Source organism: Pseudomonas sp. 21LCFQ02 (assembly GCF_024129895.2).
Classification (GTDB): Bacteria; Pseudomonadota; Gammaproteobacteria; order Pseudomonadales; family Pseudomonadaceae; genus Aquipseudomonas.
In genome coordinates, this window is record NZ_CM178749.1 from 2,639,142 (window position 1) to 2,664,834 (window position 25,693).

Here is a 25,693-nt window from a genome sequence, read left to right on the forward strand (position 1 = left end):
TCGTGATGGCTATCGAGGTTCATTGCAGCGCCATTGTCGACGATGGCGCACAGATCGGAGAGGGCACGCGCATCTGGCACTTCGTGCATGTGTGTGCGGGCGCACGGATCGGCAAGCACTGTTCGCTTGGGCAGAACGTATTTGTCGGCAACCAGGTGCTGATCGGCGACCAGGTCAAGATCCAGAACAACGTCTCGGTCTACGACAACGTCACCCTGGGCGATGGTGTGTTCTGTGGCCCGAGCATGGTCTTTACCAATGTCTATAACCCGCGCTCGCTGATCGAGCGCAAGGCCGAGTACCGCAGCACCCAGGTCGGCAAGGGCGCGACCCTGGGGGCCAACTGCACCATCGTCTGTGGGGTGAGCATCGGCGAGTTTGCCTTTGTCGGGGCCGGTGCACTGGTCAATCGCGATGTCCCGGCCTATGCCTTGATCGTTGGCGTTCCAGGCCGGCAGATCGGCTGGATGAGCGAGTTTGGCGAGCAACTGGGGTTGCCTCTGGAGGGTCAAGGCCTGGCCCGCTGTGAACACAGCGGTGCCACTTACCGCCTGCGGGGCAGGCTACTGAACAAGGAGCCTGAAGCATGATCGAGTTCATCGACCTCAAGACCCAGCAGGCACGCCTCAAAGACCGAATTGATGCAGGCATTGCGCGGGTTCTGGCGCATGGTCAGTACATCCTTGGCCCGGAAGTGGCCGAGCTGGAAGAGAAGCTGGCCATGTTTGTCGGTGTCAGGCACTGCATCAGTGTGGCCAATGGCACCGACGCCCTGCAGATCGCCCTGATGGCTATCGGGGTCGGCCCGGGCGATGAAGTGATCACCCCTGGCTTTACCTACATCGCGACCGCTGAAACCGTTGCATTGCTGGGCGCCAGGCCGGTCTATGCCGATATCGACCTGTACACCTGCAACCTCGATCCTGCAACGCTTGAGGCGCTCATTACGCCGCGTACCAAGGCCATCATCCCGGTGTCCCTGTTTGGCCAGTGCGCAGACCTGGAGCGTATCAATGCCATCGCCGCAAAACATGGCATCACGGTCATCGAGGATGCGGCGCAGAGCTTTGGCGCGACCTACAGGGGACGTCGCTCCTGTGGGCTGACCCGTATCGCCTGCACCAGTTTTTTCCCGAGCAAGCCGCTTGGCTGTTATGGCGATGGCGGCGCCTTGTTTACGGATGATGACGAGTTGGCTGCGCTAGTGCGGCAGATTGCCCGGCATGGTCAAAAGCTGCGTTACCACCACATCCGGGTGGGCGTGAACAGCCGGCTTGACACCCTGCAAGCAGCGATCCTGTTATCCAAGCTGGAGATATTTCACCAAGAGCTTGAGTTGCGCCAGGTGGTCGCCGAACGCTACAGCACGTTATTGCAGGCCCACGGCGTCGATGGCGCGCCAGTGCTGGCTGCTGGCAATACCAGCGCCTGGGCGCAATACACGGTGCGGGTCGCCGACCGTGAAAGGGTCCAGCAGACCCTCATACAGGCTGGCATACCGACGGCCGTGCATTACCCGATACCGCTGAACCGCCAGCCTGCGGTGGCCGATCCTGCGGCGCACCTCCCGGTCGGCGATCAGTTGGCCAAAGAGATCCTGAGCCTGCCGATGCATCCCTATCTGGAAGAGTCGGTCCAGGTGTCGATTGTCACGGCACTGAAAACGAGTGTTTGCCCATGACCTGCAAAGTCCTCACCATCGTTGGCGCACGTCCGCAATTCATCAAGGCGGCGGCCGTATCCCGAGAGATTCTCCGCCACCCAGGGCAGGTCGAAGAGGTGATGGTGCATACCGGCCAGCACTACGATCCCAACATGTCCCAGGTGTTTTTCGACGAGCTACACATCCCGGCGCCGCGCTACAACCTGGAAATCGGCGGGGGCAGCCATGGAGCAATGACCGGCCGTATGCTCGAAGGCATCGAGCGCATCCTGGTCGATGAGCAACCGGACTGGGTGCTGATCTACGGCGACACCAACTCCACGCTGGCCGGCGCATTGGCTGCTGTCAAACTGCATATCCCGGTAGCGCATGTCGAGGCCGGTTTACGCTCTTTCAATATGCACATGCCCGAAGAAATCAACCGGGTTCTTGCCGATCGGGTCTCGCGTCTGTTGTTGTGTCCCACTCAAGGCGCCGTTGAAAACCTGCAGCGTGAAGGCATTGAGCAAGGCGTACACAACGTGGGCGACGTGATGTTCGACGTTGCCCTCTATTACCGGGAGCGGGCGAAATCACAAAGTCGGATTCTTGCACAACTGCGTGTAGATCCAGGCCAGTATGCCCTGGCCACGTGCCATAGGGCCGAAAATACCGACGACCCTCGGCGTTTGGGTGAGATCATGGCTGCGTTTTGCGACATTGCGCAGCAAATGCCAGTGGTATTGCCGTTGCATCCCCGCACTCGCAAGATGTTGCAGCATCACGGTTTGACAGACCTCCTGAAATCGCTGCATGTAATCGAACCACTGCCTTTTCTGGACATGCTTGCACTTGAGCTGTCGGCCAAAGTCATTCTTACCGACTCAGGAGGGATGCAGAAAGAGGCTTATTTCTGCGGTGTACCTTGTATCACCCTGCGTGATGAGACCGAATGGGTCGAAACGGTGCAGCTCGGATTCAACCAATTGGTCGGCGCGCATCGCGAAGCCATTGTCATGGCCGCCGAAAACTCCACGATGCCTCAGGAATGCACCCATGTTTATGGTGAGGGGCGTGCTGCCGAGCTGATTGTTTCGAGTCTGAGGTGTACCGCACCATGAATCCGATATTCATGATCTGGCATCATCAGCATGTTCTATGGGCGACGACAGTAACGGATATTCGCAGCCGGTTTATCGGCACGGTCTTCGGTGCTGCATGGATCATCATCTATCCGTTACTGTTTCTCGGGTTGTATGCGGTCGTTTACACCATGATTTACAAGGTGCGCGTTGCCCATTTCGGGACGTTTGACTATGTCCTGCTGATCTTCTGTGGCCTTGTTCCTTTTCTCGGTTTCGCTGAAGCCTTGGGCAGCGGTGTCGGATCGGTGCTGGGTAACAAGGGGCTCATCAAGAATACCTTGTTCCCGATCGAGTTGATTCCCGTAAAAGCGGTTCTGGCCAGTAGCGTGACCATGCTGGTCGGGCTGCTTATGTTGCTGTGTATCTTGTGGTACCGCGGAATTGTGCACAGCAGCCAGTTTTTGATTCCACTCATACTGGTTCTGCAGATCATGTTCACCATCGGCCTGATATGGATATTGTCAGCCATTAATGTGTTCGTTGCCGACCTGAGCCAGGTGGTCGGTGTGCTTATTCTGTTCTTGATGCTGGTGTCGCCCATTGCCTACACGCATGAAATGATCCCGAGTGAGCTGATCCCCTTCATGTATCCCAACCCCTTGTATTACTTGATCATGCTGTATCGCGATGCGGCATTTGTCGGTGATGTAAAAGTGGAGTTGCTGGGCATTTTTACAATCATCTCGGTCGCCACATTGCTGTTGGGTGGCTTTATTTTTTCTCGCTTGAAGCCGCTATTTTCCGACCATGTCTGAGCCCATTATTGAACTGGCCTCGATCGCCAAAATGTACAGGATCTTCCGCTCGCCTCGTCATCGAATGATCGAAGCGCTTGGCTTGCCGGTGGCACGTTCTGCATACGATGAGTTCTGGGCAACGCGTAACCTCACCTTGACGATCAACCCCGGTGAGCGTGTTGGCCTGATCGGGCGTAACGGTGCGGGCAAGAGTACCTTGCTCAAGTTGATCGCCGGCCTGATCCAGCCAACCGAGGGACATCTGAATGTAAGGGGCAAGGTCCAGGCGTTGATGGAACTTGGGACAGGATTTCATCCTGAGTTCACCGGACGCGCCAATGTCTTGTCATCTTTGGCCTATCAAGGTGTCACTGGTGCGCGTGCCAGGAAGCTTCTGGAAGATGTTCTGGATTTTGCCGAGCTCGATGAGTTCATTGATAAGCCGGTCAAGACCTACTCCTCAGGTATGTACTCACGGCTCGCGTTTGCTGCGGCCACAGCCGTGCGCCCGGAAATTCTGATCATTGACGAAATCCTGGGGGCCGGTGATGCCTACTTTGCAGGCAAGTCTGCCAAGCGCATGCGCGCCTTGACGGCCGAGGGCTCTACGGTCCTGTTTGTTTCTCACGACATGTCAGCCGTACAGATGATCTGTGACCGGGCGATCTGGATCGAGCGCGGGTGTATCGTCGCTGATGGTGATCCTATCGAGATCGGTCGTGCTTATGCAGCGTCAATTCGCAAACAGCAAGAGCTGCGTCTCAGGGCGATAAACCTGAAGCTCAGTCGTGGTGAACTCAGTGAGCTGCTGACTGATTCAGACCAGCATCGAGTATCGATTCTGCGCCTGATCTCGGCCAACGATACGGCACCTGTGAGCCCACTTGCCGTATATGAGGTCCGGCTTGAGCGTCATGCAGAGCTTATCGAGCGTGTGCGGGTCGGTGAGGCTCTGGACGATGACCGTAGCCAATGTGTGCATTTGCTCACCGCCCAAGGGTATACGAACTGGGGGCCACCAAAAAGAGACGTTAATGGTCTCGGTTTTCGTGAGTTCAAAGATTGCGGTGGCCAGTTCAGGCACGCCCCTATCAGTATCAAGGTTCCGCTCGGCCTTGGAGAACTGGCTGAGTACTCGGTCACTATCAGGCATCGCGGTGCGGCAGCAGGAGAAAACCTCTACTTGCAGATATTCGACGGGTTGGAATACGTCACTCTTGGATCTGTGAGTCCTGCCGATGAAGCGGGGCAAGTGATCAGCCAGCGTTTTGAATTGAGTGCACCTGCGCTCGTGCTTGTTGACGCCGATGCCGGGGTACCCAGCAAGCGCTCCGAATTTGAGTATGGTGAAGGCAGCGCCTGGATTGACGGAGTGGATTTTGTCGATCAAGAGCAAGTGTCGCGTTGTATCTTTTCGTTCGGTAAGTGCCTTGACGTCAACATCCGATGGGGAGCCAGAGCCGATATTCCGACCATGGCGTTTATCGTCTGCATATACGGTATGGATGGTCGCTGTATTTCCCAAGTGCTTTCACCGTTCGTCGCTGCTACGCCTGAGCACCGTTCAGGTCTGGTCAAGGCCCGGTTCGACCCTTTGCTGATCGGGGCAGGGGACTATGTCATTTCGATAGGGATTTTCGATGGTATGACCCCAGGGCATGCCCTTGGAGCACAACCACTTGATGTGCAAGACCGCATGTATCGTATTCGGGTCGTCGCTCCGGAAGATGAGCGCATGGAGCGAGGGATCGTGGTGCACCCTGTTGACTGGATCAGCCAGGAGACCAGTCAATGACCGAGCGCTCCGAGATCCTGTACTTCTCTCAGCATGACCTTTGGAACCGTAATGCGGTATCGGAGCAACTGGCAGTCGCCGATGATCTGATTGCCCTGATTCCCGAGGATGTTTCGAACATTCTCGATGCTGGATGCGGTAATGGCACTGTAACCAATAAGCTGTTTCCGCGTTGGGATGTGACAGGGTGCGATATCAGCGAATCCGCCGTCAGGCATCTTGAGGCGCCTGCCGTGATTGCGGACCTGTGTGCGATTCCCTTTGCTGACAAGCACTTTGATCTCACGCTATCGAGCGATGTCATCGAGCATCTGCCCGATGTCATTTATTCCCAGGCGTTGAAAGAAATCGCCCGGGTATCGGCGCGCTATATTCTGCTGGCTGTACCGTATCGAGAGCTGCTTGAGGGCGCGGTTATCAATTGCCCTGCCTGCGGACACCACTATCATGCCCATTTACATCAACGGGCTTATACCGTCGCCGATGTGGTGTCCCTGTTTGGCCCTGAATTTACAGCCATTGATATCCAGTTTTCCGGAGAGCGCTGGACATTTGCAGACCCTGAGCTGCTTAAATTGGCCCGTCAGCTTTCAGGATTGGACTACCCGTTCGAAGATGGGGTCTGTCCGCAATGCAGAGCGCGGCGCGGGGCTGTTGAGCAATCTGATCAAGCGCGACGGGTCTATCGGCAATTCGAATCTCTGCAAGCGATGTTGGTTGCGCAAGGCCTGCGTGAGTGTCCCCCTCGCAGTGAAATACTCGTGCTGTTCAAGCGTAATGCTCAGGATAAAAAATATACCATCACGCCTGGTTTTACGCGGTTGGGTGACGAACCCGGGATTCGGCTTGCCAGCGTTGTAGAACTTGCTGATCCGATCAATTACCCAAGTTGTGCATACCGTATCCAGAGCGAACCGGACTATTGTCTGCTGGTCCTCACCAAGCGTCCGTCCTTTCTTAAGTTGACGAGCGGTAACTTCGAGTCGCTTGAGATCTATGACCATGTCAGAGCGCATTATGTCCCCGTGACCAATGCCACACACTCGGTACTTGAATTGCCGGCTGTTCCATTTGGTCCTCATGGTTGTATCTTGCGGATTCTCCACCCCAGTGCAGAGCTAGGCTTCCAGCTGACCAGCCAATGTCAGGACTTGCTGGCTATAGTGAATTGTTGCCTGGGTGATGACCCGGTCATGGATCAGATAAAAGGTGATTCGGCCAGGTTGTCAGCACTTGCCGAGTCGCTTGAAACCGCTCGTAATGAACTCGAAGTCAGGGTTCAGGATAAAGACAAAGCATTCAATGATCTTCTGCAGTCGGCGATTAAAACCAATGAACTCGCCAACCGGATTGAAAGCAAGCGCGCTGATATTGAAGCGTGTTTTTCTCAGGTGAGTGAGGTGTTGACGGCCAAAGAGCGACAGATTGATGAACAGTGCAAGACGATTGAGGCTCTGTTGGGTGAGCAGCATCGGCTGACCTCGGAGCAGGTTCGTCTGAGCAATGAAAATGAGTCGCTGCGCCACTCCAATGAGGCGTTCCAGCTGCAGTATGAAAGCGCTGCGTTGAAGCTTGAGCATTTGTATGCCCAGGCACAACATCAGGAGCGCGCAGGGTTTGAACTGGAAGAAAAAAAGACTCGGCTGCTGGCCCGTGTTCAGGAGTTGAGTGTTGAAAACAATGAGCAGCACGTGCTTGTTGAGGCATTGAGTATCCATCTGGGAACCACCGGGCTGGCTGCGTCCGGGAAAGATAGAAAAGTGTTGGTTGTATCCCACATGTATCCGAGTCAAGCCAATCGGGTGGGCGGTATTTTTGTTCATGAGCAAGTGAAGGCGTTACGGGCACAAGGTGTTGATGCTCGTGTCGTCAGCGGCGAGCCTTTCTGGATAAATACGCTTGACCCGCGGCGGGTAAAACATGCATTGAGTATCTATAGGGCGCAGAGTATTCGCGCTTGGGAACACTACGATAGCGTTCCGGTTATCCGTTTCCCGTACCTGGTGAGTGGCGCGCTGCCTTTTCAAACCCACGCAGCCACTTATACCCATGGGATGATGCGCCAGGCGAAATGGATCCGGGAAGATTTTCCTTTCGAGTTGGTCCATTCCCATACTGCCTATACGGATGGTACGGCAGGTCGCTGGCTGGCCAGAAAATTCAAGGTGCCATTTGTTATTACCGAACACACAGGCCCTTTCAATCTGTTGACGCGAACAGCTTATCTAAAACATATGACGCAAAAAGCACTGAATGCTGCTAATGCCATCGTGGCCGTAAGTTCTGCTTTGTGTCGTGATATCCAGAATCAGATTCGACTTGATTCGCCTGCCCGTCTAAGTGTTATCGCCAACCTGGTGAACACCGAATTTTTTCTGCCGCAGACCAGGCAACGTGATCAGTTGGTCAATATGCTATGGGTTGGACACTTTGTGCCTGTCAAGCGGGTCCCGGTATTAATCAACGCATTCGCACGAGCGTTCAACGATCATCCTCATTTACGCTTGCGGCTTGCTGGAGATGGCGAAGGGGTCGATGACGCGCAACAGAGGGTTCACGCTCTGGGCCTCGCCGATGTTGTGGAGTTCGTCGGTGCTGCGAGTCGAGAGCAACTGGTGCGCTATTACCGTGAGTGTGACTTTCTGGTTATTTCCAGTGAAAGCGAGACATTTGGCGTGGTGGCGATCGAGGCCATGAGTTGTGGTCGACCCGTGCTGACTGCCCGTTGTGGAGGTCCTGAAGATGTTGTGACGCATCCGCTGCTGGGTCTTACTGTTGGCCTTTCAGTCGAAGAGCTGGCTGAAGGCATGCTGGAAATGGCCAGTCATCGTGATCGATTCGATGAGCGTGTTATTAGAGCGGTGACCGAACTAAGGTTTTCCGCACCTCGTATTGCAGACAGGTTAATTGGCCTTTATTCAACGTTACTGGACAACCCTCGACACTCCGCTTGAGAGGGGAGCGTTTCGTTGGCAGGGCTGCTATGAGAGTGGCTTTGCTACGCTATTTTTGAGGTGGTTATGAATAAGTACACTGTGCCGATAATTCTGGTGGCGCTGGTTGTCGCGTTTGCAGGGGTTGGTTATATCGGCTTGGGGGGCACTGGCAACCCGATATTTTCCTGGCAGGATGAACCGATCATCAGAATCAGTCCCGGTTCGGATGAGTCGGAGCATGTGGAGTATCCGTCGGTCTATAGCCTGGGTGAAGCGAGAGGGCTTTTATACTCTGCGTATGGTGATGACCAACGTTGGCGCATAAAGCTGGCGGTGGCGCAGACAGGCCATAATTTTGTGAGGCAAGGCAATATCTTTGATGAATCAAAGCTGCCTTTTAAAGGCGCCTATGCTTTTCCGTTTGTCAACGTTTCCAGTCGTAATGGCAAAGCTGTTTTCAATCTGTATTTTTCGGCTGCAGACGGTGATGAGCCTAGTCGCTATACCGCCGTTTACCACGCATTCAGTGATAATGGCTTGTCGTGGTCAGCCCCTGAAAAGCTGTTGGCCGATAATGCGCTTGATCCTGTTGTTGTCACGAGCAATGGCAAGGCACTGATTGTCTATAGCAGTGTCATCAACGGAACGAACGTCATCAGGTCCGCAGTTTTGCTTACGGCAAACACCGCGCAGGATATCCGCACGGTTTATTCAGCTCCGAGCGGGTTCTATACCATGGGCGCTGTGACTATCGATAACAAACCTGTACTGATTCTGGAAACCGAAAAGAACTGGATTGCGTTGTGTTTCAATGCTTCTGGAGATTTGACGCAGGTCTCAACTAGTCCATTGCTTGAGTTTGAAAAAGGAACTGGCATTTTGTGGGATCGCTTGAAGTATGGCATGTATTTTCATGAGGCCAGCTCACCGCCAGCGTTTTACTACAACGGCATTGCAGGGCATGGCGTGCCTGTAGGTGGGCAAATAGGCATCGGAACTTATGATCCTCACGCGCTGGCGAGCAAGCTTGATATGGCCGGTTGCAAATAAATACAGTGAATTGAACGAACTATTATGAATATACTCATGGCAACCGCCGACCATCTAATGATCGACAGGCGTATTCTGCAGGAAGCCAGAACGCTTGTCGGTCAGGGGCATCAGGTGATCCTGCTGGCGGGCTTTGAATGCCAGCGGCGTGAATCTTATGTTCATGATGGTATTAGAATTGAGCGTTTCGCTTTCGACTGGCAAGACTCGCGTTTTTCACGAATTGCCAGGCGTGTTCACTGGCTGCCCGGTTCTGGCATATACCGCCAGGCATGGCGTGTGTTTCGCGCCTGGGCCAATCGCTATGCAGCCCTTGATTCGTTTGAGTATTTCATTTTTGAACGAATGATGGAGTATCAGGTTGACCTTTTGCATGTGCATGACTTTCCCATGCTTGCCCCGGCGGTCAAACTGGCAACTGCCCGCCAGGTCCCCCTGATTTATGATGCCCACGAGTTATATTATGCTCAGGTACAACTGCCCAAGGCTGTTCAAGCGCGCTACAAGAAGAAAGAAGCCGCGCTGATAAAAAAGGCGGATGTGGCAATTACGGTCAACCCTTATATCGCCAGGCTGATGGCTGATCGTTATTGCGTGCCGGCCCCGGAGGTCATCATGAATGCTGCGGCGCGAGTACCTGTGTTGCCGGGTTCGCCTTTGCGTGAGCGTTTTGGTCTCAGCGCAGATGCCAGGATTCTGCTGTATCAGGGATGGATTTGCGAACATCGCGGCATTGAAAAAATTGTTCAGGCAGCGACACGTTTTGACCATCAGATTTATTTTGTGATCGTGGGCTATGGAGCATTTGAAGACGCACTGAAGCATCAAGTTGCCGAGTTGAATCTTAGCCACCGTGTCTTGTTCTTCGGCGGTGTTGCGTCTGACCAGTTACACGCGCTGACCTGTGATGCCGATCTGGGGATCATTCCTTACCATGGCGTCGACGAGAATAACTACTTTTGCAGTCCCAACAAGTTATTCGAATTTGCGATTGCCGAACTTCCCTTTATCAGCAATGACTTGCCCTTTCTTCGTGATATTGCCAATCAATACGGTAACGGTGTGATGGCAGACCTTGGTTCACCTGAGGCCATTGCCGACAGTGTCAACCAGCTCTTTGCCGATGAGGCGCACCTGGCATTTTTGAAACGCGGCGCTGCGGTTGCTCGTGAGGATCTCAATTGGGACGTAGAAGGCCAGAAGCTACTGGCTATCTACCAACGATTTACAGGCTGATCCAGCGCTCTTTGCTTGGCTGTCGATTGCCCCGGATCAGTCTTTAATCCGTTTGACCTTAGGTGTTTTATGTGTGGAATCGCAGGGATTATCAGTATTTCGGGATCAGCTGAGTCGATCACGGATTCAACCCGTCGAATGATGAATGCCATTGCTCACCGTGGGCCGGACGGGGAAGGGCTATGGGTGGACTCTGCCCTGCCTGTAGCGTTGGGGCATCGCCGCCTGGCCATCATCGACCCCGAACACGGCAAGCAACCCATGCTCACCGCAGATGGGCGTTTTATCGTGGTGTTCAACGGGGCGATCTATAACTACCTGGAGTTGCGTCGTGAACTGATCGGCAAGGGCCACCCGCTTCACAGCTATTCGGACACTGAGGTCTTGCTGCACGCCTATCGCGAATGGGGCGAGTCGGTGGTGGATCACCTGGTGGGCATGTTCGCTTTCGCCATCTGGGACCGCCATGAACATAAACTGTTCTGCGCCAGGGACCGGATTGGCATCAAGCCGTTTTACTACCATTTTGATGGCAAGCGCCTGCTGTTCGCCTCCGAGATCAAGGCGATTCTGGCTGATGGCTCGGTGCCGGCCCAGGCTAGCCACCAAGGTTTGCAGGATTACCTGACCTTCCAGTTCTGTCTCGATCAGAAAACCCTGTTCAAAGGTATTGAAAAGCTCGAACCCGGTCATTGCCTGACGGCCTGGTATCAAGGCGATGCCCTCAGGATCCGCTGCCGCCAGTATTGGGATGTGCAGTACAACATCGACGAAGAACATGACGAGCGCTATTTCATCGATACGCTGTCAGGCCTGATCGACGATTCGATTCGCCTGCACCTGCGTTCGGATGTGTCATTGGGGGCTCACCTGTCTGGTGGTCTGGATTCAAGTGCCATCGTTTGCCTGGCCTCGCGCATGCTCGGCAGTGAGTCGATAAACACCTTTACCGGGGCGTTTCACGAAGGTCCGCAGTTCGATGAGACACGCTATGCCAAGGAGGTTTCGGCATTTGCCGGCACGGCCTACAACGAAGTCTACATTCCGGCCGGTGATGAATTGGCTGATCTACTGCCGCGTCTGATGCATTTCATGGACGAGCCGGTGGCCGGTCCAGGGGTGATTCCACAGTATTACGTTGCGCAACTGGCCAGCCAGCATGTGAAGGTCGTCATGGGCGGGCAGGGCGGTGATGAGCTGTTTGTCGGTTACGCCCGTTACATGGCGGCCTACCTGGAAAAGTGCCTGTCCGGGGCCATTTACCAGACTGCCAGCCAGCGGCGTTATGCGGTATCGCTGGAGTCAATCGTGCCTAACCTGCCGCTGCTGGCCAGCTATCAGCCGATGCTCCAGGGGTTGTGGAAGGATGGCCTGTTTGGCGCCCATGACCTGCGTTACTTCCGTTTGCTGGATCGCAGCGAGGGCATGAGCCAGCTGTTCAATCAGGACGTGTTGCGCGGTAATGGTGATTACTCGCCCTTGGCGTCGTTCCAGCGCATCTTCAACCGCGATGGGCTGCACTCGCTGGTCAACCAGATGACCTACTTCGACCTGAAGGGTTCGTTGCCAGCGCTGCTGCATGTCGAGGACCGCACCAGTATGGCGGCGTCCATCGAGTCGCGGGTGCCGTTGCTCGATCACCGGATTGTCGAGTTCATGGCGACCATCCCTCCCAACGTCAAGTTTGCCAATGGGCGGATGAAACACCTGTTCAAGGAGTCGGTGCGCAGCGCCGTGCCGACGAGCATTTTCGAGCGCAAGGACAAGATGGGGTTTCCGACTCCCTTGACTCAGTGGACCAAAGGTGTGGCCCGGGATTTTGTCCGCGACACCCTGCTTGGCCAGCGGGCCCGCCAGCGCGGCCTTTATAACGTGGCCGCGGTCGAAAAAGCCCTGGGTTGCGAGCGAGAGTTCGGCCGGGTGGTGTGGGGGCTGCTGTGTCTTGAACTGTGGCACCGCAACTTCATCGATGCAGATGCGTAGCCTGGAGGTGATTGAAATGCGCCGGGTGTTGATGCTCTGCAACGATCGGCAGATTGATCGACGGATCATATTGCAGGCCGACAGCCTGCAAGAGGCTGGTTGGCAGGTGACGATTCTGGCCATGCCGCTCGATGAAGCGGGTGCCCCGGACGACTCGCGAGTCTTGCGCATTGGTTCTGCCAGTGAGGCGGCAGCACGCCGTGAAAACCGCGTTCTGGAATTCTACCGCCTGGTGCGCCGTTACCTGCCGATGAATGGCTGGTTCATGCGGCTGCTGAAATCGGCGGCCTGGCGCTTTATAGTCGATCAGGAGCGCTTCTATCTGAACCTGTTTCTGGCAACTGGCCGTAGGCATTTGGCCGAGGTGGTGGTTGCCCACGATCTGCCGATGCTGGCCGTCGGGCGTGCCTTGGCCGCCGAGTTTGGCGCCCGGCTGGTCTACGACAGCCATGAACTGTATTGCGAGCAGGAGTTTGCGCGCTGGCAGCGGGCAACCTGGGCACAGATAGAGCAACGACATATATCAGCCTGCGACCGGGTGATCACCGTCAACCCGTCGATTGCCGGTGAGTTGCAAAGGCGCTATGGGTTGGCCAGGGTGTCGGTCATCCATAACGCTGAGCGTATCGGCCCGTTGCCGCCGCGTTCCAACTACTTGCATGAGCATTTTGGCATTGCGGCCGGCCAGCGAATTCTGCTGTTTCAGGGCGGCTTGTCAGCCGGTCGCCATCTGGGGCAACTGGTGCAGGCCATGGCCTTGCTCAAGAGCAGCGATGTGCACCTGGTTCTGCTGGGTGATGGCCAACTGGCCGAGGCGCTGCAGCGCACGGTGGTCCGCCTGCGGCTACAGGATCGGGTGCATCTGCATCGGGCAGTGCCCCAGGCCCGGTTGCTGTCGATTAGCAGCGCGGCCGATGCCGGAATCATCCCTTATCAGCCCATTTGCCTGAACAACTATTACTGCACCCCTAACAAGCTGTTCGAGTTCATTGCGGCTGGCTTGCCAATCCTGGCCAGTGATCTTCCTGAACTGCGCCGCCTGGTCCATGACCAGCAGATTGGCAAGGTCGAGGACCTGAGCAGTGTGGCCCGTCTGGCGGCTGCAATCGATGATCTGTTCGCTGATCGACCCCGCTTGCAGGCCTGGCGCAATACCGTGGAACAGGTACGCCAGACTCAGAGCTGGCAGTGTGAAGGCGAGAAGCTCAAGCAGATCTATGAGGAACTCCGATGAAAGTCGCAGTGGTTTATCAGTATTACCAAGGCCATCAGGCGCCAGGGCATTCGCTGGTCTTCGAGTTGACCCAGCATCTGGCCGGGCAAGGGCATGAAGTGACGGTAGTATCCGGTGAGACCGGCTATATGCAGGCCGATCAGGCTGTGCTGCCCTGGTACCGGCGTCTGTTGCGCCGTGAGCGCGATGGGGCAGTCAAGGTTATTCGCACCTTCACCTATACCCAACTGAACCGTAGCTATTCAGGTCGCCTGCTCAGTTTTATCTCGTTTTCCCTGAGCGCTCCGCTGGGCCTGCTGGGCATGCGCCGGCCGGACGTCGTACTGGCTTCCTCGCCGCCGATCTTCCCGATGTTTTCGACCTGGCTGGTATGCAAACTACGCGGTATCCCGCTGGTCCTGGAGGTGCGCGACCTGTGGCCGGAGTCTGCCGTGCAGATGGGGATCCTGCGCAACCGGCTGCTGATTTCAGTGATGTCATGGATGGAGCGGCTGCTCTATAACCAGGCGGTGCGAATTGTCGCGCTGACCACGGGAATACGCGATGACATCGTCGCCCGTGGCTGGCCCGCCGAAAAACTGCAGGTAGTGACCTGCGGCGTTGACCGCGACATGTTGTTTACCGACCTGCCGGCCGGGCAGCGGATACGCCGTCAACTGGGCTGGCAAGACTGCCATATCGTTCTGTACCTGGGGGCGATGGGCGAGGCCAATAATCTGGATGTGGTCCTCGATGCCGCACGCCAAAGCCACGGCAAGCCGGTGCGTTACCTGCTGATTGGTGATGGCATGCGCAAGCCCTGCATACAGGCGCGCGCACAGGCGCTGGGGCTCGATAACGTGCTGATTTTGCCGCCCATACCCAAGGATCAGGCGCGGGCCTACATTAACGCTGCCGACCTGTGTGTTGTCACGTTGCTGGATATTCCGCTGTTTCGGGGGGCAATCCCCACCAAACTGCTCGATTACATGGCCTGTGCGCGGCCAGTGCTGTGCGGCGTGGCCGGGGAGGCCGGACAAATCGTCAAGGCAGCTGGCGCCGGCCTGAACTTTTCCGCCAACGACGGCCAGCACCTTGCCGAGCTGATCGAGCAACTGCGCCATGATCCGGAAAAATGTTTGTTGATGGGCCGACGTGGCCAGGCCTATGTACGCGAGCACTTTGATTCAGCAGTCAACCGTCGGGCTATGGAACAGCTATTGCTGGATTCTTGCCGTGTGGCACTCAAGGCCCCTGCCAGTGGCTAATGACCAGCGCTATGGCTTGGGGTTGGCGTGGCTGGCCAGCCGTTCGAGGGCGGCGCGCAGTTTGGGGTCGCTGATACCCTCGGCAGTGGCCTGGATGTTTTCGGCAGCGCTGATCGACAAATCGATGGTATGGGTCGCTGCGCCCTGGGGCGGCGAGGGGGGCTGGACCTTGAACTGGATGCGCATCAGGCTGGCGAACTCGTCGAACATCGCCAGCTGGCGCTGCAGCCGCCGTTGCTGGTAACGCAAGCGCGTGGCCCAGTGGCCGTCGGTCACTACCAGCAGCAGACAACCCTCGCGCCAGGAGGCCACCCGGCAGTGTTCGCGGGCTGCCGGTTGCAACTGGCTTTCAAGCAGGCGCTGCAGATGGGTCAGGCGCTCGGCCTGGCGGAAAATCGCCCGTAGCGGCTTGGCGTCACGTAGCAGTACGGCAGGGGAGCGGGCGTCGAGGGGGCGGAAGGCCATTGATGCGTTGCCTTGGGAAAGCGAGGCTGCAATATTAACAGAAAGTGGCGTGCTTGCCCGGCGGGCTGCTGCTGTGCCGGGCTGCGAACGAGGCGGGTGACAAGTTTCATCAACGTCGAGCCTTGAAGTCGGATAAAAAGCCCCCATTGAAACACTGCCCCCTAACAGCGCTGTGCCAGCATCGTGGAATAACGCCACTTTCCTCACCATCGTTTCCGGGTAGAATGCTCGTTCGCATGCGACCATGAGGGTCGCACGGGCGACTCACGGGGCCGCCCTCCATTCCTATGTGTGGAAGATCCTGTCGATATGTTTGCGCCTTTGTTAAAAAAACTTTTTGGAAGCAAGAACGAGCGTGAAGTAAAGCGCATGCTCAAGACGGTACAGATCGTCAATGCCTTCGAAGAGAAAATGGTAGCTCTTTCGGACGAGCAACTGCGCGCCAAGACCGAAGAGTTCAAGGCCCGCATAGCGAAAGGCGAAACCCTCGATCAACTGCTTCCTGAAGCCTTTGCCGTTGCGCGTGAAGCCGGCAAGCGGGTGATGGGCATGCGCCACTTCGACGTCCAGCTGATTGGCGGCATGACCCTGCACGAGGGCAAGATCGCCGAGATGCGTACCGGTGAGGGCAAGACCCTGGTCGGTACTCTGGGTGTCTACCTGAACGCGCTGTCCGGCAAGGGCGTGCACGTGGTCACGGTCAACGACTACCTGGCTCGGCGTGACGCCAACTGGATGCGTCCGTTGTACGAATTCCTCGGCCTGACCGTAGGCATCGTCACGCCATTCCAGCCGCCGGAAGAGAAGCGCGCAGCCTACGCCGCCGACATCACCTACGGCACCAACAACGAATTCGGTTTCGACTACCTGCGCGACAACATGGCGTTCAGTGTCGAAGACAAATTCCAGCGTGAACTCAACTTCGCCGTGATCGACGAAGTCGACTCGATCCTGATCGACGAAGCCCGTACGCCGCTGATCATCTCCGGCCAGGCCGAAGACAGCTCGCGCCTGTACACCGAAATCAACCGCCTGATTCCAAAGCTGCGTCAGCACATCGAGGAAGTCGAAGGCCAGGTGACCCAGGAAGGCCACTTCAGCATCGATGAGAAAAGCCGCCAGGTTGAACTCAACGAGGCCGGTCACCAGTTCATCGAAGAGATGCTCACCGAGGCCGGCCTGCTGGCCGAAGGCGAGAGCCTGTACTCGGCGCACAACCTGGGCCTGCTGACCCACGTTTATGCCGGTCTGCGCGCGCACAAGCTGTTCAACCGCAACGTCGAGTACATCGTCCAGGACGGTCAGGTGCTGCTGGTTGACGAGCACACCGGTCGGACCATGCCCGGCCGTCGCCTGTCCGAAGGCCTGCATCAGGCCATCGAGGCCAAGGAAAACCTGAACATCCAGGCCGAGAGCCAGACCCTGGCATCGACCACCTTCCAGAACTATTTCCGCCTGTACACCAAACTTTCTGGCATGACCGGTACGGCAGACACCGAAGCGTTCGAATTCCAGCAGATCTACAACCTGGAAGTGATGGTCATTCCGCCCAACAAGCCGTTGGCGCGCAAGGATTTCAATGACCTGGTGTACCTGACCGCCGAAGAGAAGTACGCCGCGATCATCGCCGACATCAAGGCCTGTGTGGCCGAGAACCGGCCGATCCTGGTCGGTACCGCGACCATCGAGACCTCGGAACACATGTCGGCCCTGCTGCGCAAGGAAGGCATCGATCACAAGGTTCTCAACGCCAAGTTCCACGAAAAAGAAGCCGAGATCATCGCCCAGGCGGGCCGTCCGGGCGCGCTGACCATCGCCACCAACATGGCCGGTCGTGGTACCGACATTCTGCTCGGCGGTAACTGGGAAGTCGAAGTCGCCAACCTGGAGAACCCGACGCCTGAGCAGATCGCCCAGATCAAGGCTGACTGGCAGAAGCGTCACCAGCAAGTGATCGAGGCCGGTGGTCTGCATGTGATCGCCTCCGAACGTCACGAATCGCGTCGTATCGACAACCAGTTGCGCGGTCGTGCCGGCCGTCAGGGCGATACCGGTTCCAGCCGGTTCTACCTGTCGCTGGAAGACAGCCTGATGCGCATCTTTGCCTCTGACCGGGTGAAGAACTTCATGAAGGCGCTGGGCATGCAGTCTGGTGAGGCCATTGAGCACCGCATGGTGACCAACGCCATCGAGAAGGCTCAGCGCAAGGTCGAAGGCCGTAACTTCGACATCCGCAAGCAACTGCTGGAGTTCGACGACGTTGCCAACGAGCAGCGTAAAGTGATCTACCACATGCGTAACAGCCTGCTGTCGGCCACCAACATTGGCGACACCATTGCCGAGTTCCGCGAAGAAGTGCTGAACAACCTGATCAGCCAGCACATTCCACCGCAGTCGCTGCCCGAGCAGTGGGACGTGGCTGGCCTGGAATCTGCGCTGGTGTCGGACTTTGCCGTCAAGCTGCCTGTGCAGCAGTGGCTGGACGAAGACGACCACCTGCACGAAGAGACGCTGCGTGAAAAACTGCTGGCCGAACTGCTGACTGCTTACAACGAGAAAGAAGAACAGGCCAGTGCCGACGCGCTGCGCACCTTCGAGAAACAGATTCTGCTGCGCGTGCTCGACGACCTGTGGAAAGACCACCTGTCGACCATGGATCACCTGCGCCACGGCATCCACCTGCGCGGTTATGCGCAGAAGAACCCGAAGCAGGAGTACAAGCGCGAGTCGTTCAACCTGTTCCAGGAACTGCTCGACTCGATCAAGCGCGACACCATCCGTGTGCTGTCGCACGTTCAGGTCCGCCGCGAAGACCCCGAGGAAGAAGAAGCCCGTCTGCGCCGCGACGCCGAAGAGCTGGCTCAGCGCATGCAGTTTCAGCATGCCGAAGCGCCAGGTCTTGAACAGGTAGCCGCTGGCGAGGTTGAGGAGGGCGCCGAGGTTGCTGTGGCCAGCGCGCCGGTGCGTAACGACCAGAAGCTGGGTCGTAACGAAGTGTGCTGGTGTGGTTCGGGCAAGAAATTCAAACACTGCCACGGTCAGATCAGTTAAGTTCTGAGCGTTTACACCCACGCCGCGACCGGTCTTGCCGTCGCGGCGTTTTACCATTGATCGCCGTACCGATGAGCGGACGGCGCAGATAAAGCTCAAGGAGCGCACGCATGGCTGTTGGTCTTGGTCCTTTGCCTACATTGCACCCGGTTCCCGGTTTTGAACTGGGTATCGCCTCGGCCGGTATCAAGCGTCCGGGGCGCAAGGATGTAGTGGTGATGCGCTGTGCCGAAGGCTCCAGCGTTGCCGGTGTCTTCACCCTCAACGCTTTTTGCGCGGCGCCGGTGATCATTGCCAAACAGCGCGTTCAGGGCAGCGTTCGCTACCTGCTGACCAACACCGGCAACGCCAACGCCGGCACTGGCGAGCCAGGTCTGATCGCGGCCAAGCGTACCTGCGACAAGCTCGCACAGCTGACCGGCGTGCCTGCTGAGGCCGTATTGCCATTCTCTACCGGTGTAATCGGTGAGCCGCTGCCGGTCGAAAAGATCGAAGGCGCTCTGCAGGCCGCCCTGGACGATCTGTCGGTCGACAACTGGGCTGCTGCTGCCACTGGCATCATGACCACTGATACTCTGCCCAAGGGTGCCAGCCGTCAGTTCCAGCACGAAGGCGTGACGGTCACTGTGACCGGCATCAGCAAGGGCGCGGGCATGATCCGCCCGAATATGGCCACCATGCTCGGCTACATCGCCACCGACGCCAAAGTTGCGCAGAGCGTGCTGAAGGACTTGATCCTCGACGGGTCGAACAAGTCGTTCAACCGCATCACCATCGACGGCGATACCTCGACCAACGACTGCTGCATGCTGATTGCCACGGGGCAGGCTGATGTACCAGAAATCAGTGAAGCCAAAGGCCCGTTGTTCGAGGCACTGAAAAAAGCCGTTTTCGACGTCTGCATGGAAGTGGCCCAGGCCATCGTCCGTGATGGTGAAGGCGCTACCAAGTTCGTGACTGTCGAAGTCAACGGTGGCGGCAACCACCAAGAGTGTCTGGATGTCGGCTACGCCGTAGCGCATTCGCCGTTGATCAAGACCGCACTGTTTGCCTCGGACCCGAACTGGGGCCGGATCCTGGCTGCCGTTGGCCGTGCTGGCGTGCCGGACCTGGATGTCAGCAAGATCGACGTGTTCCTCGGCGAAGTGTGCATCGCCAGCAAGGGTGGCCGCGCCGCGACCTACACCGAAGCCCAGGGCTCCGAGGTGATGGCCCGCGAAGAAATCACCATCCGCATCGAGCTGGGCCGTGGTGATTGCAGCGAGACCATCTGGACCACCGACCTGTCTCACGAGTACGTGAAGATCAACGCCGAATACCGCACCTGATTGGTAGCCGCTCCTGTCTGCTGTACAGGAGCGGCACATCGCCCATCCGGCTCAACCCTGTGAGCCATGTAACATGTCGCGGCACCTGATCGTTGGTCATCCGTGCGACTTCTGCTGGTTACTGCGCGCCTCACGTCCTGCGAGCGGCACTGCTGATGACCTTTCAGGTATACACCGACACCATTTACCAATGGCCTGCTTTCCAGCGCTGGTTGCAGGCAGGCCAGGAGGAACCCGAGTTGTGAAACGAGTCCACGTAGTGGCGGCCGTGATTCGCGGTCACGATGGCCGAATCCTCATTGCCCGACGCGCCGATACCCAGCATCAGGGTGGCCTGTGGGAGTTTCCCGGTGGCAAGGTCGAGCAGGGTGAAACACCGCGTGCCGCCCTTGGCCGCGAGTTGCAGGAAGAGCTGGGCATTCAGGTCGAGATGGCGCGGCCGTTGATCCGGATTGCACACGATTATCCGGACAAGCATGTGTTACTGGATGTCTGGGATGTATCGGCATTCAGCGGTGAACCCCACGGCGCCGAAGGCCAGCCGCTGGCCTGGGTCGCACCTCGGCAGTTGGCCGATTACGAGTTTCCAGCCGCCAATGCACCGATCGTCGCGGCGGCTCGCTTGCCCAGCGAGTACCTGATTACTCCAGAGGGGCTGGAGAACGGCGAGTTGTTGCGCGGCATGCAAAAGGCCATCGCCCAGGGTGCCAAACTGCTCCAGCTGCGGGCGCCGCGTGGCTACGATCCGGCCTATCGCGACCTGGCGGTGGATGCCGTTGGCTTGTGCGCCGGCAAGGCGCAATTGATGCTCAAGGGGCCGTTGGAGTGGCTAGGCGACTTCCCGTCTGCCGGCTGGCACCTGACTGCCGAACAACTGCGTAAATACGCCAGCCGTGGCCGCCCGTTCCCGGTCGAGCGCTGGCTGGCCGCCTCGTGCCATAACGCTGAAGAACTGAGCCTGGCGACGCAGATGGGGGTGGACTTTGTCACCCTGTCGCCGGTGCAACCGACCCAGACCCACCCTGAGGCGCAACCATTGGGCTGGGAGCAGGCGACGCAACTGATTGCCGGTTTTGGCAAGCCTGTGTTCCTGCTGGGCGGGGTTGGCCCACAACATGTTCAGCGCGCCTGGGACTGCGGTGCTCAGGGTGTGGCCGGTATCCGCGCGTTCTGGCCAGCGGATAATTGATACCGGCTGTAGGACTAATGCCTGATCAGTTAAGCGATTTCCGGCTCAGCTCGGTCTCGGTGGGAGGGGGCTAGCCGGGATGCCGGACCACCCCGAAAGGGCCAGTAAAACCGGCACATCTGCCGTGGGTGTACCACTGCATTCGTCGGCAACCGGAGCGCCTGCCGGCCACTCCCACCGGATCGCGTTGATCCTTAACTGATCGGCATTAGCCTGTAGGACCGGCTTTAGCCGGAAAGCTTTTCGTTGCTAAAGCGGATCGCCGCCCGGCAACTCCTACGGTTTGGGCGCCGCCTGCCAGAGAATCTCTGCCACGCCCTGGCGGCGGGCGATCAGCCGGGCGGCGACGAACAACAGGTCTGACAGCCGGTTGATATAGGCCAGCCCCACGCCCTGCAACGGCTCGCTACTGTTGAGCTGCTGGCAGCGGCGTTCGGCGGTGCGCGCGGCGCTGCGGCACACGTGGGCCTGAGCAATGAGTGCCGAGCCACCGGGCAGAATGAAATTCTCCAGCGGCCCCAGTTCTTCATTCCACAGGTCGATCGCGGCCTCCAGGCGTTCAATTTCGTTAGTGTCCAGCGCCTGATAGGCCGGCATCGCCAATTCACCGCCCAGATCGAACAGCCGGTGCTGGCAGGGCGCCAGAACCTGGATCAGTTCGGCCAGCGCCGGGTACTTCTCGCTCTGTTGCGTTAACCCCGCCAGCAGCAAGCCCAACTGACTGTTGAGGGTGTCGACCTCGCCAATGGCCTCGATACGCGGATGATCCTTGGGCACCCGGCGTCCGTCGCCCAGCCCGGTTTCACCACGGTCACCCTGGCGTGTGTAGATTTTCGACAGACGAAAGCCCATGTACGTCGCTCCTGATCAAAGCTTGCTGATGATGTGCGCCGGCACCATGACCTGATTGGCGTCCAGCGGCAGGCGCAGGGTGAAGCAGGTGCCCTGACCGATAGTCGACTGCACCTCCATCTGGCCCTTGTGGTTGTTGGTGATGATGAAGTACGACACCGACAGGCCCAGCCCGGTGCCCTGGCCAATCTCCTTGGTGGTAAAGAACGGCTCAAAGGTGCGTTTGCGCACGTTTTCTGTCATTCCTATGCCGTTGTCTTCGACCTGGATTTCGGCCCACGGCGGGTTGAGCCGGGTTCTGAGGGTGATGCGACCCGGTTCGCTGTTTTCCGGGCGCTGGTGGATGGCCTGGGCTGCGTTCTTCAACAGGTTGAGCAGCACCTGCTCCAGCTCATTGGCGGTGCAGGGCACCGGCCCCAGTTGCGGATCAAACTGCCGAATGATGTGCTGGCCCTTGAAATCAAAGCCCACGGTCAGATCAAAGTCGTTGCTGGCGATCTCCAGCGCCTGGTCGATCAGCGCTGGCAGATCGCATGGCGCCAGTTGTCGATTGCTCAGGCGGCTGAAGTTGAGCATGTGGCTGACGATCTTCGCCGCCCGTGCACCGGCCTGCTGGATGCCGTCGAGCAACTGCGGGACCTCGCGGCCAATCAGGTATTGATTGACCAGTTGCAGGTCGATGCCGTCGCTCTGGGCTTGTTCAAGATTCTTCGGCAGGTCCGCAGACAACCGACGGCGGATGTTCTGCACATTGTGCAGGATCGCGCCCAGCGGATTGTTGATCTCATGGGCCATGCCGGCTGCCAGGCCGCCGACCGAGAGCATTTTCTCGGACTGCACCATCATCTCTTCCAGCGAGATGCGCTGGGTGATGTCATCGATACGGATCACCACGCCGCGGCCCGCATCGCCACTGAGCGGGTAGAAGGTCACTGCGTAATGGCGCGGGACATCGTGTTTGATCCAGGTCACCCGCTCGATCAGGGTGACCTTGTGTTGTTCTACGGTGTGTTTGAGTTGTGGCATGAACGCCCGCATCGGTTCGAAGGCGATGAAAATCGGCTGGTTGAGCGCTTCGTCCAGCGGCGTCTCCGATAGAAGCGTGGCTTGCTGATTCCACTGGGTGACGTAGAGCTGTTCATCCAGGGCAATCATCGCTGAGGGCATCGAGTCGATGATGCTGTTCAGGTAATTCTGAAATCCGGTGAGTTTCTTCTCGATCTTGCTGCGCACCTGGACTTCCAGCTCCAGCTTGCGGTTGGTGCGGCGGGTTTCTTCAGCCAACCCATGGGCCTGGTCGAATGCCTCCTGAGCATCATCGCGGGCGCGTTTGAGCTGCTGCTCCCGGGCTTCAATGCGCGCCAGCATGGTGTTGAACGCCGAGGCCAGGCTGCCGATTTCATCTTTGTTGCCCGTGCGCACCCGCAGTGCGTAGTTTTCTTCACGGGTCACCTGACGTGACAGTTGTTCAAGCTGGTAAATGGGCTCGGTGATCAAGCGGCGAATCTGCCGGGCCACCACGATCCACAGCAGGATACTGAAGATCAGGATGCCGACACTGGCGGTCAGCGTGCCGCTGTAGAACGCGCCGGGCAACTCGCTGCTGGCCACCAGCAACAGATGGCCAGGCGCCTGGTCGCCCTTGGGCACCGGGATCAGCTGGGTGCTGCGAAATTCGGTCAGGCGCCAGTTCTGGATCTCGTCATAGCGCAGCGGCAGCTCCAGTGGATCGCCCTGCTGGTGTTGTGCCAGGCGAGTGCCGTCATTGTCGTAGACCGCCGCTGCGCGCAGCGGGCCGTAACTTTTCAGTTCGTGGAGCAAGGCCTGGGCGTCGGCGGGGGAGTTCAGCGCCCGCTCGTTGAGGTAAGCACTGCTGATCAAACGGCCGATGGTTTGCAGCGCTTGCGGCGCCATGGCTTCCTGAGAGATGTAATAGGCCGCGCTGATGAAGGTCAGGTTGGCGACCAGTAATACGGTGGTCAGCAGGACCAGCAGCGCGGCCAGCAGCTTCTGGCCTACCGGCAGGTTGTCTAGGCGCTGGCGCAGTTGCATAGGCACGTCACGGAGCGAGGATTGGAAAGCGCAGGGTAGCGCGGGCTAGTCGCTACGCAAACCCTTGCTGGCCAGATGTTGTGCCAGACGCCGGTGCAATTGCTGCAAATGAGGCAGCGCATATTGATGGCGCTGCGCCGCCGCACAGGCGTAACCGAGCAGGTAACTGATTTCGGTGCGGCGGCCGTGCGCGACATCCTGGTACATCGACGAGAAGTTCGCCGCCGTGGCCCGGATCACCCTCAGCACTTCTTCATGCAGATCGCTCGCGGCTGCCGGTTGGCCGCAACACTGCAGCAGGCCGGTCAGTTCATCGCACAGGGTCGCGACCTCGCAGGGGTGTTGCAACAGATCGCCGTTACGGCAGCTGTGCAGCACGGTCAGCGGATTGATCGCGCAATTGAGTGCCAGCTTGCGCCACAGGCGGGTCAGGATATCCGGGGTCCATTGGTGGGGGATGCCAGCGCTGTGCAGCTCTTCGAGCAGCGCCAGCGGTGGGGCAGGGTCGGCGGCATCGCCCAGCCAGGTGAAGCCGTGCCCGGCAAAGCGCACCTGCCAGTCGGCTTCGCGGAACGCGCCTTCGGTGCTGGAGGCGAAGATACAGCGTGCTTCGGGAATACGGGCCGCTACTGCCTCCTGGCTGCCCAGGCCATTCTGCAGCAGGATGACCTGCGCGCCGGGGACCAGGTGGCTTGCCAGTTGAGCAACGGCCTGCTCGGCATCGTAAGCCTTGCAGGCCACCAGCAGGCGTTCGATCGGTGCACGGTCATCGAGTGTCCGGGCGTCGATGGACAATCGCTCGCAACCCTCTTGAGTCACCAGAGTCAGATGACTGCCGTGGTTGCGATACTGCGCCAGGCGAGCTTGATCGCGCAGTATCAGGCAGACCGGCAAGCCGGCACGGGCCAACCGAGTGGCCCACAGTGTACCGAGGCTGCCGGCGCCGAGGATGTGCCAGGTCTTCATCAGCCGTTCGCAACCGAAAATGGGGTACAAGATGCACGCATGCAGATGAAGGCTCGCAGTAAAGGCTGGAAAAGTCCCGTTATAATGAGCGCTCTTTCGTACCGTCAAGTCACGCGTGTGGGTGAATTACCGAACACGCCGTTCATCTGGAGAAAATACATGCCTTCGTTCGACGTAGTGTCCGAATTGGATAAACACGAAGTCACCAATGCCGTCGACAACGCGATCAAGGAGCTGGACCGCCGTTATGACCTCAAGGGCAAGGGTTCTTTCGAATTCAACGATAAAGACCTGGTCGTGACCCTGACCGCCGAGGCAGAGTTTCAGCTCGAAGCGATGATCGAGATTCTCAAACTGTCGCTGGTCAAGCGCAAGATTGACGTCAAATGCCTGGAAGTCAAAGACCCCTACGCTTCCGGTAAGGTCAGCAAACAGGAAGCGACCTTGCGCGAAGGCATCGACAAAGAGCAGGCCAAGAAGATCGTTGCCCACATCAAAGACTCCAAACTCAAGGTCCAGGCCGCCATTCAAGGCGAGCAACTGCGCATCACCGGCAAGAAGCGAGACGACCTGCAGGACGCCATCGCCCTGTTGCGTGCCTACGACGCTGAACTGCCGCTGCAATACAACAACTTCCGCGATTGAGTGTTCCGTCCGGCTGGCCTGCCAGGCCGGCCGGCTCAGCGCTTGATACTGGCCGGCCAGGGAACCCTGGCGGCCTGAGCGCGTCCCACGCAGCGTATCAGCCCTGAAATGACTCCTTTGCTCTGGTGCGGGAGGGTTTT

Annotated in this window: 19 protein-coding genes; 15 read left to right on the top strand and 4 right to left on the bottom strand. The window is 58.0% G+C overall.

Annotated features, from left to right (window positions below; genetic code table 11):
- Positions 1-5: 5 nt before the first annotated feature.
- From NJC40_RS11725 to NJC40_RS11775, 11 genes are all read left to right on the top strand, one after another.
- Entirely contained in the window at positions 6-590 is a 585-nt protein-coding gene (locus tag NJC40_RS11725) for an acyltransferase (RefSeq protein WP_253139293.1), read from the top strand.
- On the top strand, positions 587-1,681 hold the full coding sequence (locus NJC40_RS11730) for a DegT/DnrJ/EryC1/StrS family aminotransferase (RefSeq protein WP_045488026.1): 1,095 nt from the start codon (positions 587-589) through the stop codon (positions 1,679-1,681). Before NJC40_RS11725 ends, NJC40_RS11730 begins: the two co-directional genes overlap by 4 nt.
- Positions 1,678-2,763, top strand: a complete 1,086-nt coding sequence (gene wecB / locus NJC40_RS11735; protein WP_253139290.1) for a non-hydrolyzing UDP-N-acetylglucosamine 2-epimerase — start codon at positions 1,678-1,680, stop codon at positions 2,761-2,763. Before NJC40_RS11730 ends, wecB begins: the two co-directional genes overlap by 4 nt.
- Positions 2,760-3,542, top strand: coding sequence for an ABC transporter permease (locus tag NJC40_RS11740; protein WP_045488033.1), 783 nt, complete (start codon positions 2,760-2,762; stop codon positions 3,540-3,542). The genes wecB and NJC40_RS11740 overlap by 4 nt, the downstream gene beginning before the upstream one ends.
- Positions 3,535-5,319: an ABC transporter ATP-binding protein gene (locus NJC40_RS11745; RefSeq protein WP_052483403.1), complete on the top strand. Its 1,785-nt coding sequence runs from the start codon at positions 3,535-3,537 to the stop codon at positions 5,317-5,319. The genes NJC40_RS11740 and NJC40_RS11745 overlap by 8 nt, the downstream gene beginning before the upstream one ends.
- Positions 5,316-8,273 carry a glycosyltransferase gene (locus tag NJC40_RS11750; protein ID WP_253139287.1) on the top strand — a complete coding sequence of 986 codons (2,958 nt, stop codon included), beginning with the start codon at positions 5,316-5,318 and terminating at the stop codon, positions 8,271-8,273. Before NJC40_RS11745 ends, NJC40_RS11750 begins: the two co-directional genes overlap by 4 nt.
- Before the next feature lie 66 nt (positions 8,274-8,339).
- Entirely contained in the window at positions 8,340-9,305 is a 966-nt protein-coding gene (locus NJC40_RS11755) for a hypothetical protein (RefSeq protein WP_253139284.1), read from the top strand.
- A gap of 36 nt (positions 9,306-9,341) precedes the next feature.
- Positions 9,342-10,541, top strand: a complete 1,200-nt coding sequence (locus tag NJC40_RS11760; protein WP_253139281.1) for a glycosyltransferase — start codon at positions 9,342-9,344, stop codon at positions 10,539-10,541.
- Positions 10,542-10,610: 69 nt separating this feature from the next.
- Complete coding sequence (asnB, locus tag NJC40_RS11765) at positions 10,611-12,524, top strand: asparagine synthase (glutamine-hydrolyzing) (protein WP_045488045.1); 1,914 nt, start codon at positions 10,611-10,613, stop codon at positions 12,522-12,524.
- Positions 12,511-13,758, top strand: coding sequence for a glycosyltransferase (locus tag NJC40_RS11770; protein ID WP_253139278.1), 1,248 nt, complete (start codon positions 12,511-12,513; stop codon positions 13,756-13,758). The genes asnB and NJC40_RS11770 overlap by 14 nt, the downstream gene beginning before the upstream one ends.
- Entirely contained in the window at positions 13,755-15,005 is a 1,251-nt protein-coding gene (locus tag NJC40_RS11775; protein WP_253139275.1) for a glycosyltransferase family 4 protein, read from the top strand. Before NJC40_RS11770 ends, NJC40_RS11775 begins: the two co-directional genes overlap by 4 nt.
- A gap of 9 nt (positions 15,006-15,014) precedes the next feature.
- Here NJC40_RS11775 and NJC40_RS11780 read toward each other — a convergent pair whose 3' ends face one another.
- A complete protein-coding gene (locus tag NJC40_RS11780) occupies positions 15,015-15,470 on the bottom strand; it encodes a DUF721 domain-containing protein (protein ID WP_045488052.1) in 456 nt (151 codons plus the stop codon).
- A gap of 309 nt (positions 15,471-15,779) precedes the next feature.
- On the opposite strand from NJC40_RS11780, the gene secA reads away from it, so the two are divergent.
- The 3 genes from secA (at position 15,780) to NJC40_RS11795 (ending at position 21,038) form a co-directional block, all read left to right on the top strand.
- On the top strand, positions 15,780-18,521 hold the full coding sequence (gene secA, locus NJC40_RS11785; RefSeq protein WP_045488054.1) for a preprotein translocase subunit SecA: 2,742 nt from the start codon (positions 15,780-15,782) through the stop codon (positions 18,519-18,521).
- A 110-nt stretch (positions 18,522-18,631) separates the two neighbouring features.
- Positions 18,632-19,849 (top strand): bifunctional glutamate N-acetyltransferase/amino-acid acetyltransferase ArgJ, encoded by a 1,218-nt coding sequence (argJ, locus tag NJC40_RS11790; RefSeq protein WP_045488057.1) that lies wholly within the window; start codon positions 18,632-18,634, stop codon positions 19,847-19,849.
- Positions 19,850-20,090: 241 nt separating this feature from the next.
- Positions 20,091-21,038: a Nudix family hydrolase gene (locus NJC40_RS11795; protein ID WP_045488060.1), complete on the top strand. Its 948-nt coding sequence runs from the start codon at positions 20,091-20,093 to the stop codon at positions 21,036-21,038.
- Between the two features lie 276 nt (positions 21,039-21,314).
- Here the strand turns inward: NJC40_RS11795 and NJC40_RS11800 are convergent, their stop codons facing one another.
- Genes NJC40_RS11800 through NJC40_RS11810 form a run of 3 tightly spaced genes read right to left on the bottom strand, consistent with a single transcriptional unit; the run spans position 21,315 to position 24,911 of the window.
- Positions 21,315-21,890 (bottom strand): cob(I)yrinic acid a,c-diamide adenosyltransferase, encoded by a 576-nt coding sequence (locus NJC40_RS11800; protein WP_045488062.1) that lies wholly within the window; start codon positions 21,888-21,890, stop codon positions 21,315-21,317.
- Between the two features lie 15 nt (positions 21,891-21,905).
- On the bottom strand, positions 21,906-23,942 hold the full coding sequence (locus NJC40_RS11805) for a sensor histidine kinase (protein WP_253113116.1): 2,037 nt from the start codon (positions 23,940-23,942) through the stop codon (positions 21,906-21,908).
- 45 nt (positions 23,943-23,987) lie between these two features.
- Entirely contained in the window at positions 23,988-24,911 is a 924-nt protein-coding gene (locus NJC40_RS11810) for a putative 2-dehydropantoate 2-reductase (RefSeq protein WP_144403381.1), read from the bottom strand.
- Between the two features lie 156 nt (positions 24,912-25,067).
- Here NJC40_RS11810 and NJC40_RS11815 point away from each other — a divergent pair, with 156 nt between their 5' ends.
- Positions 25,068-25,553 carry a YajQ family cyclic di-GMP-binding protein gene (locus tag NJC40_RS11815; protein ID WP_045488069.1) on the top strand — a complete coding sequence of 162 codons (486 nt, stop codon included), beginning with the start codon at positions 25,068-25,070 and terminating at the stop codon, positions 25,551-25,553.
- Positions 25,554-25,693 lie beyond the last annotated feature (140 nt).